This window comes from Flavobacterium commune (assembly GCF_001857965.1).
In the GTDB taxonomy this organism is placed as follows: domain Bacteria; phylum Bacteroidota; class Bacteroidia; order Flavobacteriales; family Flavobacteriaceae; genus Flavobacterium; species Flavobacterium commune.
On record NZ_CP017774.1, the window covers coordinates 2,029,874 to 2,043,545 of the forward strand.

10 protein-coding genes are annotated in these 13,672 nt (G+C 35.6%); 8 read left to right on the forward strand and 2 right to left on the reverse strand.

Translation table 11 applies throughout. The features are described from left to right. Positions 1–133: 133 nt before the first annotated feature. The 4 genes from rimP to BIW12_RS08460 all read left to right on the forward strand — a co-directional run bounded on the left by rimP (position 134) and on the right by BIW12_RS08460 (position 5,826). On the forward strand, positions 134–598 hold the full coding sequence (gene rimP, locus BIW12_RS08445; RefSeq protein WP_071184720.1) for a ribosome assembly cofactor RimP: 465 nt from the start codon (positions 134–136) through the stop codon (positions 596–598). A 13-nt stretch (positions 599–611) separates the two neighbouring features. Continuing rightward, positions 612–1,865 (forward strand): transcription termination factor NusA, encoded by a 1,254-nt coding sequence (gene nusA / locus BIW12_RS08450; RefSeq protein WP_071184721.1) that lies wholly within the window; start codon positions 612–614, stop codon positions 1,863–1,865. 50 nt (positions 1,866–1,915) lie between these two features. Then, a complete protein-coding gene (gene infB / locus BIW12_RS08455; protein WP_071184722.1) occupies positions 1,916–4,840 on the forward strand; it encodes a translation initiation factor IF-2 in 2,925 nt (974 codons plus the stop codon). A gap of 80 nt (positions 4,841–4,920) precedes the next feature. Beyond that, entirely contained in the window at positions 4,921–5,826 is a 906-nt protein-coding gene (locus BIW12_RS08460; protein ID WP_262494225.1) for an RHS repeat-associated core domain-containing protein, read from the forward strand. Between the two features lie 261 nt (positions 5,827–6,087). Here the strand turns inward: BIW12_RS08460 and BIW12_RS08470 are convergent, their stop codons facing one another. Beyond that, a complete protein-coding gene (locus tag BIW12_RS08470) occupies positions 6,088–6,381 on the reverse strand; it encodes a type II toxin-antitoxin system RelE/ParE family toxin (RefSeq protein ID WP_083382080.1) in 294 nt (97 codons plus the stop codon). 310 nt (positions 6,382–6,691) lie between these two features. Then, a complete protein-coding gene (locus tag BIW12_RS08475; protein ID WP_071184726.1) occupies positions 6,692–7,081 on the reverse strand; it encodes an SPOR domain-containing protein in 390 nt (129 codons plus the stop codon). Positions 7,082–7,298: 217 nt separating this feature from the next. Between BIW12_RS08475 and BIW12_RS08480 the strand changes: the two genes are divergently transcribed. From BIW12_RS08480 to BIW12_RS08495, 4 genes are read left to right on the forward strand one after another with little or no spacing between them, the layout of a single operon-like run. Next, positions 7,299–8,630 (forward strand): c-type cytochrome, encoded by a 1,332-nt coding sequence (locus BIW12_RS08480; RefSeq protein ID WP_071184727.1) that lies wholly within the window; start codon positions 7,299–7,301, stop codon positions 8,628–8,630. Between the two features lie 32 nt (positions 8,631–8,662). Beyond that, entirely contained in the window at positions 8,663–11,716 is a 3,054-nt protein-coding gene (locus BIW12_RS08485) for a TAT-variant-translocated molybdopterin oxidoreductase (RefSeq protein ID WP_071184728.1), read from the forward strand. A 30-nt stretch (positions 11,717–11,746) separates the two neighbouring features. After that, positions 11,747–13,150: an NrfD/PsrC family molybdoenzyme membrane anchor subunit gene (nrfD, locus tag BIW12_RS08490; RefSeq protein ID WP_071184729.1), complete on the forward strand. Its 1,404-nt coding sequence runs from the start codon at positions 11,747–11,749 to the stop codon at positions 13,148–13,150. Beyond that, positions 13,143–13,670: a DUF3341 domain-containing protein gene (locus tag BIW12_RS08495; RefSeq protein ID WP_071184730.1), complete on the forward strand. Its 528-nt coding sequence runs from the start codon at positions 13,143–13,145 to the stop codon at positions 13,668–13,670. Before nrfD ends, BIW12_RS08495 begins: the two co-directional genes overlap by 8 nt. Positions 13,671–13,672: the final 2 nt, after the last annotated feature.

Genomic DNA, 13,672 nt, shown 5'->3' on the forward strand with positions numbered 1-13,672 from the left:
ATAATAAAGGTAAGGAATAATTTTACAGCAATCAATTATTTTTGGTTTATAAAAATAAACACTATATTTGTGCCGTTATTTATTAAAATCTAGATAATGAGGGGACTAAATGTCCCCTCTTTTTATAAAAAATATGACATTTAAAGAGAAAGTAAATACGTTGTTAGTGGAGGCTCTTGAAGATAGACCTACGCTTTTTTTGATTGATTTAACTATTACTGAAGCATTTAAAGTTATGATAACCTTAGATGATGATAATGGTGTAATTTTGCAGGACTGTATTGATGTAAGTCGGGCAATAGAGAGTAAGCTGGATAGAGAAGAACAGGATTATTCTTTAGAAGTAGCTTCAGTAGGTGTGGGATCTCCGTTAAAAATGGTTCGTCAGTATGTGAAGAATATTGGCAGAACCCTGATTGTGACTACAAATACTGAAAAAATTGAAGCTGAATTAGTTGATGCTAATGAAGATTTCATAATTTTGTCTTGGAAAGCAAGAGAGCCTAAAAAAGTAGGAAAAGGAAAAGAAACAGTACAGAAAGAACAACAAATACCTTATACAGAAATTAAAGAGGCAGTTGTTACAGTAACATTTTAATTAAAGAATTCGCATGGAAAATTTAGCATTAATCGATTCATTTTCAGAGTTTAAAGATGATAAACTTATTGATCGTGTAACGCTTATGGCAATTTTAGAAGATGTATTTAGAAATGCATTGAAGAAAAAATACGGTTCAGATGATAATTTCGATATCATTATCAATCCTGATAAAGGAGATATGGAAATTTGGAGAAGAAGAGTAATTGTTGCTGATGAAGATTTAGATTTCGAAAATGAAGAGATTACTTTAACCGAGGCTAGAAAAATCGAAGCTGATTTTGAAATTGGAGAAGAAGTTTCTGAAGAGGTAAAATTGATTGATTTAGGAAGAAGAGCTATTTTGGCTTTGCGTCAAAATTTGATTTCTAAAATTCATGAACACGATAATACAAATCTTTATAAGCAATTTAAAGATTTAATAGGTGATATATACACCGCCGAAGTACACCATGTAAGACCAAGAGTTGTTATTCTTGTTGATGATGAAGGAAATGAAATTGTTTTGCCAAAAGAAAAACAAATTCCATCAGATTTTTTCCGTAAAGGAGATAACGTTCGCGGAATTATTGAAAGCGTTGAATTAAAAGGAAATAAACCTCAAATTATTATGTCCAGAACTTCTGAGAAGTTCTTGGAAAAATTATTTGAACAGGAAATTCCGGAAGTTTTTGACGGTTTAATCATGATCAAAAAAGTAGTGAGAATTCCGGGTGAAAAAGCAAAAGTAGCGGTGGATTCTTATGATGACAGAATTGACCCGGTAGGGGCTTGTGTGGGGATGAAAGGTTCTCGTATTCACGGAATTGTACGTGAGTTAGGTAATGAAAACATTGATGTTATTAATTATACTAATAATATTCAACTGTTTATTACAAGAGCATTGAGTCCTGCAAAGGTTTCTTCGATTAAAATCAATGAAGAAGCTAAAAGAGCTGAGGTATTCCTGAAATTAGAAGAGGTTTCAAAAGCAATTGGTAGAGGAGGACACAACATTAAATTAGCCGGTTTATTAACGGGTTATGAGTTGGATGTTATCAGAGAAGGAGATGTTGAAGGAACTACAGCAGATGAAGATGATGTTGAATTAACAGAGTTTTCAGATGAAATAGACGAGTGGATTATCGAAGAATTTGCAAAAATTGGATTAGATACTGCTAAAAGTATATTGAAACATGATGTAGAAGATTTAGTAAGAAGAACAGATTTAGAGGAGGAAACAATTCTGGATGTAATGAAAATATTGAAAGAAGAGTTCGATAGTTAGTTCTATACTTCTAAACAACACAACGAAATAGGTAATAATAAAAAGGTTATATGTCTGAAGAGAGAGTAATAAGAATAAACAAAGTTTTAAGGGAATTGAATATTTCTTTAGAAAGAGCTGTGGATTATCTTAAAGATAAAGGGATTGCGATAGAGTCCAATCCAAACACAAAAATTTCTAATGAAGTGTACGATGTCTTGTGCGGTCAGTTTGCGGGTGACAGAGGGAAAAAAGAGGCTTCTAAAGAAGTAAGCGAAGAGAAAAGGAAAGAAAAAGAAGCTTTACGTATTGAGCGTGATAGAGAGGCGGAAGATAAGCGTAAGCAAGAGGAAGAATTACAAAGACAGCAACAGGAAGTAATTAAGGCAAGAGCTGTAATTTCAGGTCCTGTTCAAGTTGGGAAAATTGATTTGAATCCTGCAAAACCTGCTGCTGCTCCTGTAGAGGAGAAAGTAGTAGCTCCTAAACCTGAAGTTGTAGAAGACAAACCGGCTCCTAAAACTAGTGCTCCAGAGAAAATAGAATCAGACAAAAAAGTAGAAAAACCTATCGTTGCCGAAGCTAGTAAGACTGTTGTTGAAAATGTAGCACCTAAGGAAGAACCTAAAAAAGAGGAGAAGCAAGTTGTTGCAGCGCCTCAGCCTAAAGAAGTAGCTAAGGTTGAAAAAGAGGTTGTAAAAACCGATGAAGCACCGGTTGAGGAGGCAATTGCTACGCAATATCAAAAACTTTCAGGAGCTAAATTAACTGGTCAGACTATTGATTTATCGCAATTCAATAAGCCTAAAAAGAAAAAAGAAGATCCTAAAATTACAGCAAATAAGCCGGGTACTCCTGGTGCTCCCGGAGCTAATGCAAATAAAAATAAGCGTAAGAGAATTGCGCCTAAACCAGGAACTCCTGCGGCTCCAAATACATCAAATGCTCCCAGAACTCCCGGGACTCCAAATCCAAATAAAATAACACCTAATACTGGTGGTGGATTTAATGCTAACAGAGGAGACAGAGGTGCCAGACCTGGATTTGTAAAAGGAAATCGTCCTGCTATTGTGGCTAAAGTTGAGCCAACAGAAGAGGAAGTTAAAAATCAAATTAGAGAGACTTTAGAGAAACTTCAGGGTAAAAAAGGAGGGAAATCTAAGGCTGCTAAATACAGAAGAGATAAAAGAGATACTCACCGTCAGAAATCAGATGATGAACAAAGAGCTTTAGACGAAGAAAGTAAAATTCTTAAAGTAACCGAGTTTGTAACTGTAGGTGAAATTGCTATCATGATGGATGTGCCAATTACTAAGGTTATTGGAACTTGTATGTCTCTTGGAATCATGGTTACCATGAACCAGCGTTTGGATGCAGAAACATTAACTATTGTTGCTGACGAATTTGGTTATGATGTTGAGTTTATTACTGTAGATATCGAAGAAGCTATCGAGGTAGTTGAAGATAAAGAAGAAGACTTAGTAAACAGAGCGCCTATTGTTACGGTAATGGGACACGTTGACCACGGTAAAACCTCTTTACTGGATTATATTCGTAAAGAAAATGTTATCGCTGGTGAGTCTGGAGGAATTACACAACACATCGGTGCTTACGGGGTGAAATTAGAGAATGGTCAAAAAATTGCATTCTTAGATACACCGGGTCACGAGGCGTTTACCGCGATGCGTGCACGTGGAGCGCAACTTACCGATATTGTTATTATCGTAATTGCTGCCGATGATGATATCATGCCGCAAACCAAAGAGGCTATCTCTCACGCTCAGGCGGCTGGGGTGCCAATTATATTTGCAATCAATAAAATAGATAAGCCAAACGCGAATCCGGATAAGATTAAGGAAAGGTTAGCAGGTATGAACTTGCTTATCGAAGAATGGGGAGGAAAAATCCAATCTCATGATATTTCTGCTAAGACAGGTCTTGGAGTAAAAGATCTTTTGGAGAAAGTATTGTTAGAGGCTGAAATTTTAGATTTAAAATCAAATCCTAATAAGTCAGCTCAGGGTGCTGTTGTTGAAGCTTACTTAGATAAAGGAAAAGGATATGTTTCTACTATTATGGTGCAACACGGAACTTTAAAAATTGGAGATTACCTGTTAGCAGGTAAACACCATGGTAAGGTCAAAGCAATGCACGATGAGCGTGGTAACATTGTTACTGTTGCAGGTCCGTCAACACCGGTATCTATTTTAGGTTTAGATGGAGCTCCTACAGCCGGAGATAAATTCAATGTTTTTGAAGACGAGAAAGAAGCAAAACAAATTGCTGCTAAACGTTCTCAATTAATGCGTGAGCAATCAGTACGTACACAACGTCATATTACTCTTGACGAAATTGGTCGTCGTATTGCGTTAGGTCAATTTAAAGAATTGAACGTAATCCTTAAAGGAGACGTGGATGGTTCTGTTGAGGCATTATCTGATTCGTTCTCTAAATTGTCAACTGAAGAAATTCAAATTAATATCATTCATAAAGGAGTTGGAGCAATTACTGAAACTGACGTTATGTTGGCTTCTGCATCAGATGCAATCATTATCGGATTTAACGTTCGTCCTGCCGGAAATGCAAGACAGCTTGCTGATAAAGAAGAAATTGATATCCGTTACTACTCAATCATCTACGCGGCTATTGACGACTTGAAAGATGCAATGGAAGGAATGCTTGCTCCGGAAATGAAAGAGGAAGTGTTAGGTACTGCAGAGATTAGAGAAATTTTCAAAATTTCTAAAGTAGGTTCTATTGCTGGATGTATGGTTACTGATGGTAAAATTACCCGTCAGGCAAAAATCAGAGTTATCAGAGCCGGAGTGGTAGTTCACGAAGGAGAATTGGTGGCCTTGAAACGTTTCAAAGACGATGTTAAAGAAGTTACCAAAGGTTACGATTGTGGTATCCAAATTAAAGGATTTAATGATATTGAAGAATACGATGTTATTGAAGCTTTCCACGAAGTAGCAATCAAGAAAAAATTGAAATAATATTTCAAATATAAATTTATAAGAAAATCCCGATTCGTCGGGATTTTTTGTATTTTTAGGGTTTTGGGAATGGTATTGGTATTGTTGTTAGTTATAATTATAAGTATAACGGAAAAGAACTCCAAGACGAGCTGGGGCTTAATATGACAGCAATGGACTTCCGTCAATATGATATGGCAATTGGTCGTTTTAATTCGATAGACGCTTTGTCTGAAATGAGTTTTTCAACCTCTCCTTTTGCTTTCGCCAGAAATAATCCAATTTTTTGGATGGATCCAAGCGGATTGCTTTCACAAGAATTTATAAATTCTCTCTGGAACAATAGTAACAATAGTAGCGGTAAAACAGTTTGGACCAATACAGGTGGTAGCTTTTACTCTGATAATATCGGTAACGGTAAAGCAGGAAGTGTAGATAATACTACAAATGAATTCACAGGTCATGATGCTTTAAGTGAAGTTACAATTACAAAAAATAATCGCGGTGACGCATCTTATTTAGGACAGCTACAATCTCACGTTTATAGTACAGGTAAATTTTATAGTAGCTGGAGAAGTCAACAAAGAGCAAAGAAATGGAGTGATTTAGGTCAAGGATTACAAGATATAGGAGATGGTATAGCTGTTGCCGGATACGCCTTGACAGCCACAGGAATTTTTGCAGAAGTTGGCGTGCCTCTTGCAGGTATTGGAAATACTATTTCTCTTAGTGGAACTGCTATATCAACAACAGTAGCTACAGTACAGGCATTTAACGGAAATGATCTTTCTAAAAATGGATTTAAAATTGCAAAAGCTGCTGCTGTTTACGGAGCTGGAAAGGTTGCGGAACATTATCTAAATAAAGTGCCAGGATTAGAACCCACTTTAAAGAATGTTGATGGAGAAGAAGTAATGAATTTAGGTAATAAAATTTTACAACAAAATGTAAGTCTTAAAATTATGGGAATAGATAGGTATATCGATGCAAAAACAGAAAAGGAATAAATTATGATACAGGATATTATTTTACCGTTATTAAGCATTATCATCGGCTTTTTTTATTCAAAATGGCTTTATAAAGTTAACAACGGTTTTTTTAGAAAAAATGTTGATTTGTTTTCTAATTCAAAAGATTTACAAGGTTGGTTTGCAGCTACACTGCTAATTATAGTTGGTCTTTTATTTCTCCTAAAAGGGATTTCAAATTATTTATAATGCACAATTATTAAGCATAAAAAACCTCGCAATTTGCGAGGTTTTCTGTTGTTATCTAACAGGATATTTATCAGGATCTTGTGAAGTATGAAATACAGCGTTTAAGAAAACAGTTTTACTGGGTTCATCCACAATAAAAAAGGAGATGTAAGGAAATTTGCCAAAAGGCAGAAATCGATAATTGTTATCGTGAAACTGGTAAAAAGGGTTTGTTTGTAGTGCTTTATATGTTTTTCTATAATCTTTCAAAAAATCAAGAGCTACTTTTTTACTGGCTTTGTAAATGTAATATTCAACGGCATCTTCAATGTTTTGGGAAGCAATGGGCGAAACAATAACTCCCACTCGTCCTCGTTTGTAAATAACTCTGGTGCTTGCCTGTGGCGAGTATCTACTTTAAATTAGAAAACAAATCGTAGCGTTTGCAACGCAGTTATATTAACAAGTTACTTTATGATGAATGTTTTTTTTTTTTTTTAATAAGCCACTACATTTTAATGTAAGCTTTTTGAGTTTTATTTGACAGTAATATCAATAAGTTTAAGCGAGTTTAATTTTCGACTTTTGATTTGATTTAACACATAAAAAAAAGAGTCTAATAAAGCAAAATGACGCTTTATTAGACTCTTTTTTTGTAACAAATAGTGTTAAAATTTTATTTTTTAGGCTTAATTAAAAAAGCGTTGGGATAGCTTTTTTTGATTTCGATTAAATTTCGTTCAGCTTCAATGCGGCTTTTAAAATTCCCTATCCAAACTTTGTAATTAGGTGTGTTGAACACGATAGTTCCGTCTAAATGGGTGAAATTTTGTTTGCAGTCGCTTAAGGTCTTTTTTGCTTTTTCGCTAACGCCACTAAAAACCTGAATTTTATATCGTTCATTTACAGCTATTGAGGAGTTGATTTTTCTTTTTTCGCTTAGCAGTTGTTCGAATTTAGGATTTTGCTGAATGTTAATTTTTGTTTCCTGAGCGGATACTTTTAGGCTTAAAATACTTAGATAGGCAATGTAGAAAATGCTGTTTTGAATAGTTAAAATTCTCATAACGTGAAGATTTTTAAGTAAAATTACTAATTATATACTTAATGTGAAATAAAAAACTTATTTAGAATTGATATAAATTGTTGTTTGGGTTGTTTTAGGGTTTTGAGAATAGTTCTTAAGTCGTATTTTTGTGGCTGTTTAAAATAAAGGGACGTTTTTATATGAAATTGTTGTATAAAAAATTGTGCCAATTTTTAGTAGATAATCATTATACTTTATGAAAAAGGTGGGTAACCATAATTCGAACTCAAGGAAAATGTTTTTAAGTTTAGCGATGATGCTGGCTTTTTCCTTCTCTTCATTTGCGCAAGATGCTGCTCCTGCAGCTCCAACCGAGGCTGCTCCTGCAGCTGCTACTGCCGGTGGTGATCCGGTAAAAGGTAAGGCGCTTTTTAATTCTAATTGTGCTGCTTGTCATAAGCTTGATGCTAAGTCAACAGGGCCTGCTTTGAGAGGGGTTGCTGATAAACATGATGCAGAATGGCTTTACAAGTGGATTCATAACAGTTCTGACATGATTAAGTCAGGTGATGCTGCTGCGGTTAAGTTGTTTGAAGAAAACAATAAGGCAGTAATGACATCTTTCCCTCAGTTGTCTAATGAGGATATTGATAATATTATAGCATATACTTCTGAACCAAAAGCTGAGCCTGCTGCGGGTGCTGCTACAGGCGCTGCAACTCCTCCGGGAACTGATGTTAGTGGAGGTAACTCTAATAATATGATATTAGGAGTACTTGCGTTGGTTTTAGTGGTTTTAGTAGTGATGTTGTTTATGGTAAACAATGTCTTGAGAAAAGTTGCTAAAGCAAATGGAATTGAAGTAGCTGCTAAGGCTGAAAGTACTCCAATATGGAAGGCTTTTGTTAAAAATCAATTTTTAGTATTGGTTTCTTGTATTTTCTTGTTACTTGCTAGTGGTTATTTTGTGTATGGTTATTTCATGCAGGTAGGTGTTGATCAAGATTATGCTCCGATTCAGCCAATACATTATTCTCATAAAATTCACGCTGGTGATAATGAGATTAACTGTAAATATTGTCACTCTGCTGCCAGAGTAAGTAAAAATGCTGGTATCCCTTCTTTAAATGTTTGTATGAACTGTCATAAGAATATTTCAGAAGTTGCTGAAACTACCGCTACTCCGGAATACAGCAAAGCTTTCTATGATGCTCAAATTCAAAAATTATACGATGCTGTAGGTTGGGATAAAACAACTCAGTCTTATACTGGAAAAACACAGCCGGTTAAATGGGTTCGTATCCATAATTTACCTGATTTTGTTTATTTCAATCACTCACAACACGTAACTGTTGGTGGAATTGAATGTCAAACATGTCACGGTCCTGTTGAGACTTATGAAATTCAAAAACAATTTGCTCCATTAACTATGGGTTGGTGTATTGATTGCCACAGAAAAACTGATGTTAAAATGGAAGGAAATGGGTATTATACTAAGATACATGAAGAACTTTCTAAGAAATATGGTGTGGATAAATTGACTGAAGCACAAATGGGAGGTTTAGAATGTGGAAAATGCCACTATTAATCAAATTATTAAGATTTTAATATATATATACAATGTCATCAAACAAAAAATACTGGAAAAGTGTTGAGGAACTAGAAAATGGTTCTATTGTTGAGGCGCTTAGAAATAACGAGTTTGTCGAAGAAATTCCTACGGATGAATTTTTAGGGAATGCTGATGCAATGGCATCATCTTCAACATCAAGACGTGATTTTCTAAAGTACGTTGGGTTCAGTACTGCAGCAGCTACACTTGCAGCATGCGAAGGCCCTGTGAACAAGTCGATTCCTTATGTATTACAACCGGAGCAAATCATTCCCGGAGTAGCAGATTATTATGCAACTTCTGTTTTTGATGGTTTTGATTTTGCAAATCTACTTGTTAAAACACGTGAAGGGCGTCCTATTAAAATAGATAATAATACTATTTCGGGAGCTAAATTTGCTGCAAATGCCAGAATTCATGCCTCAATATTGTCATTGTATGATAATATGCGTTTGAAAGAACCAAAAGTTGAAGGTAAAGATTCAGCTTGGTCTGTAGTAGATTCAAAAATTAAATCAAGCATTGCTGAAGCGAAAGCTAAAGGTGGTCAGGTGGTTTTCTTAACAAACACTTTAGCGAGTCCTTCGACAGAAAAATTAATTGCTGATTTTATTGGTTCAAATCCAAATGCAAAACATGTAATTTATGATGCTGTTTCTTCTTCTGAAGCTTTAGATGCTTTTGAAGCTGTTTATGGAGAAAGAGCTTTAGTAGATTATGATTTCTCAAAAGCATCTCTTATTGTTTCTGTAGGAGCTGATTTCTTAGGAGATTGGCAAGGTGGAGGATTTGATGCTGGATATGCACAAGGCAGAATTCCTAAAAACGGAAAAATGTCTCGTCATTTCCAATTAGAAGCTAATATGACTTTGTCTGGTGCTGCTGCTGATAAGCGTTTGCCTATTTCAGTTGCTAATCAAAAGCAAGCATTAGTACTTATATATAATATCATTACAGGCTCTTCTGTAGCGGTTAACTTATCACCGGAAATTAAAGCTGAAGTTACTAAGGCTGCTCAGCAATTAAAAGCTGCGGGTTCTAAAGGACTTTTAGTATCAGGTATTCAGGATAAAAATGCACAATTATTAGTCTTGGCTATCAATCAGGTTTTAGCTAGTGAAGCTTTCTCTACTGTTGGTGCAAGACAAATAAGAAAAGGTTCTGATGCACAAGTGGCTCAGTTAATCAATGATATGAAAGCGGGAAGTGTTCATACTTTGATTATGAGTGGGGTGAACCCGGTTTATACTTTGGCTGATTCAGCTTCTTTTGTTGAGGGTCTTAAAAAAGTAAAAACTTCTGTTGCTTTATCTATTAAAGAGGATGAAACTGCTGCTATTGCAACTATTGCTGCTCCGGTTCCTCATTACTTAGAGGCTTGGGGAGATTTAGTTCTAACTAAAGGAACTTATAGTTTAACACAGCCAACTATCCGTCCATTATTTAAAACAAAACAGTTTCAGGATGTTTTGATGTTTATTAATGGTCTTAGCGGAACTTACTACGATTATTTAAAAGCTTATTCTGCATCATTTATTGCAGGTTCAACTTGGAATAAAGTATTGCATGATGGTGTTTTTGTCGGAGCTCCTGTTGCTTTGTCAGGTGGTACGGCTGATTATGCCGGTGCTGCTGCTGAATTAGCAAAATCAAAAGCTGCTAACGGATTAGAATTAGTTTTATATACTAAAACGGGTATGGGTGATGGTCAACAGGCTAACAACCCATGGTTACAAGAGTTCCCGGATCCAATTACAAGAGTATCTTGGGATAACTATGTTACAGTTTCTAATGCTGATGCAAAAACATTAGGTTTGTCTAATGAGATAGTTGCTAATGGTGGATTGAACGGTAGTTATGCTACAATTACAACTGCTGATGGGGCTAAATTAGAAAATGTACCAGTTATTGTTCAACCAGGTCAGGCTGTTGGAACAGTAGGTTTAGCTTTAGGATATGGTCGTAAAGCGGCTTTGAAAGAAGAAATGCAGGTAGGTTTAAATGCTTACGCTTTATATAAAGGTTTTAATGATGTTCAATCAGTTGAATTAGTTAAATCTGCCGGAGAACATGAGTTTGCTTGTGTTCAAGGTCAAAAAACTTTAATGGGTAGAGGAGATATTATTAAAGAGACTTCTTTAGAGATTTTCAATACTAAAGATTCTAAAATCTGGAACGAAACTCCAAAAGTATCATTAGATCACAAAGAAGTAGAAGCTACTTCTGTTGATTTGTGGGAATCTTTTGATCGTTCTGTAGGTCATCACTTTAACCTATCTATCGATTTAAATGCTTGTACAGGTTGTGGAGCTTGTGTGATTGCTTGTCATGCTGAAAACAATGTGCCTGTTGTAGGTAAATCAGAGGTAAGAAGAAGCCGCGATATGCACTGGTTGCGTATTGACAGATATTATTCTTCTGAAGAAACTTTCGTAGGAGATAACGAAAGAAAAGAAGGAATTGCAGGTTTATCTAGTTCACTTTCTACTTTCAATGAAATGGAAAAAGCTTCAGATAATCCACAGGTTGCTTTCCAACCGGTAATGTGTCAACACTGTAACCACGCACCTTGTGAAACAGTTTGTCCAGTTGCTGCAACTTCTCACGGTCGTCAAGGTCAAAATCACATGGCTTATAACAGATGTGTTGGTACTCGTTACTGTGCTAACAACTGTCCTTATAAAGTACGTCGTTTTAACTGGTTCTTGTACAACAAAAACAGTGAGTTTGATTACCATATGAATGATGATTTAGGACGTATGGTATTGAATCCTGATGTTAATGTTCGTTCTCGTGGTGTTATGGAGAAATGTTCTATGTGTATCCAAATGACACAAGCCACTATCTTAAATGCTAAGAAAGAAGGTAGAGAAGTAGTTGATGGTGAATTCCAAACGGCTTGTTCTGCAGCTTGTTCTTCCGGAGCAATGATATTTGGAGATGTTAATGATAAAGCAAGTAAGGTTGCTAAATTAGCTGCTGATGAAAGATCATACCACTTGTTAGAGCATGTTGGAACAAAGCCAAATGTGGTTTATCACGTAAAAGTTAGAAACACTTAAGAAATAAATTTAAAATCAATATAAAGGAATATGTCTCATATATACGACTCTAGTATTAGAAAGCCTTTAGTTATAGGTGATAAATCTTATCACGATGTAACAGTAGATGTGGCAGCGCCTGTCGAAGGTTTGGCTAATAAACATTGGTGGATTGTATTTTCAATCGCTTTAGCAGCCTTTCTTTGGGGAATAGGATGTATAGTTTATACGATATCTACAGGTATTGGAACATGGGGATTAAATAAAACAGTTGGATGGGCTTGGGATATCACTAACTTCGTTTGGTGGGTAGGTATTGGACACGCTGGTACACTTATCTCTGCAGTATTATTGTTGTTCCGTCAAAGATGGAGAATGGCAATTAACCGTTCAGCAGAGGCGATGACAATTTTCTCGGTTGTACAAGCAGGTTTGTTCCCGATTATTCACATGGGACGTCCTTGGTTAGCTTACTGGGTATTACCTATACCAAATCAATTTGGATCTTTATGGGTTAACTTTAACTCGCCATTACTTTGGGACGTATTTGCAATCTCTACCTATTTATCAGTATCATTAGTTTTCTGGTGGACTGGTTTATTGCCTGACTTTGCAATGCTTAGAGATAGAGCTGTTACTCCATTTAATAAAAGAGTATATTCAATCTTGAGTTTCGGATGGAGTGGTAGAGTAAAAGATTGGCAACGTTTTGAAGAAGTATCTTTGGTACTTGCCGGTTTAGCAACTCCTCTTGTACTTTCTGTACACACCATTGTATCTATGGACTTTGCTACTTCGGTAATTCCGGGATGGCATACTACAATTTTCCCTCCTTACTTCGTTGCAGGAGCGGTATTCTCAGGATTTGCGATGGTTAACACCTTGCTTATCATTATGAGAAAAGTTTCTAACCTTGAAGCTTATATTACTTTACAACACATCGAGTTGATGAACATTATCATTATGATTACCGGTTCTATCGTAGGTGTGGCTTATATTACTGAGTTATTTGTTGCTTGGTATTCAGGAGTAGAGTATGAGCAATATGCGTTCTTGAACAGAGCTACCGGACCTTACTGGTGGGCATATTGGGCGATGATGACTTGTAATGTTTTCTCTCCACAATTTATGTGGTTTAAAAAGTTAAGAACAAGTATCATGTTTTCATTTGTAATTTCGATTGTTGTAAACATAGGAATGTGGTTTGAGCGTTTTGTAATCATTGTAACTTCTTTACATAGAGATTATTTACCGTCTTCTTGGACAATGTTCTCTCCAACATTTGTAGATATTGGAATTTTCATTGGAACAATAGGTTTCTTCTTTGTGTTGTTTTTATTGTATTCAAGAACTTTCCCTGTAATTGCACAGGCAGAGGTTAAAACAATCCTTAAAGCAACAGGAGATAATTACATTAGAGAAAGAGAAGCAAATAAAGATTCACACCATGAGTAGTAGTAAAGTAATATACGCCATTTATAATGACGATGATGTATTGATGAATGCGGTTAAGAAAACCAGAGCAGCTCATCATCATATTGAAGATGTTTTTTCTCCATTCCCTGTTCATGGTTTGGATAAAGCTATGGGAATAGCACCTACTAGATTAGCAATTTGTGCATTCTTATATGGATGTGTTGGTATTTCTGTTGCCACTTTCATGATGAGTTATATTATGATTCATGACTGGCCACAAGACATTGGAGGAAAACCTAGTTTTAGTTATATCCAAAATATGCCATCTTTTGTGCCAATTATGTTTGAGATGACTGTATTTTTTGCAGCTCACTTAATGGTTATTACTTTTTATATGAGAAGTAGATTGTGGCCTTTTAAAGAAGCTGAAAATCCTGATGTAAGAACTACTGATGATCATTTCTTAATGGAAGTAGCTATTAAAGACAATGAGGAAGAATTAGTTTCTTTTTTCAAAAGTACAGGTGCTGTAGAAGTTAAAGTAATAGAAAAGAATTAATT

What these genes read in the sequence shown, in the direction of transcription:
- rimP (WP_071184720.1), top strand. Translation starts at nt 134, where the DNA reads ATGACATTTAAAGAGAAAGTAAATACGTTGTTAGTGGAGGCTCTTGAA.
- nusA (WP_071184721.1), top strand. Translation starts at nt 612, where the DNA reads ATGGAAAATTTAGCATTAATCGATTCATTTTCAGAGTTTAAAGATGAT.
- infB (WP_071184722.1), top strand. Translation starts at nt 1,916, where the DNA reads ATGTCTGAAGAGAGAGTAATAAGAATAAACAAAGTTTTAAGGGAATTG.
- BIW12_RS08475 (WP_071184726.1), bottom strand. Translation starts at nt 7,081, where the DNA reads ATGAGAATTTTAACTATTCAAAACAGCATTTTCTACATTGCCTATCTA.
- BIW12_RS08480 (WP_071184727.1), top strand. Translation starts at nt 7,299, where the DNA reads ATGAAAAAGGTGGGTAACCATAATTCGAACTCAAGGAAAATGTTTTTA.
- BIW12_RS08485 (WP_071184728.1), top strand. Translation starts at nt 8,663, where the DNA reads ATGTCATCAAACAAAAAATACTGGAAAAGTGTTGAGGAACTAGAAAAT.
- nrfD (WP_071184729.1), top strand. Translation starts at nt 11,747, where the DNA reads ATGTCTCATATATACGACTCTAGTATTAGAAAGCCTTTAGTTATAGGT.
- BIW12_RS08495 (WP_071184730.1), top strand. Translation starts at nt 13,143, where the DNA reads ATGAGTAGTAGTAAAGTAATATACGCCATTTATAATGACGATGATGTA.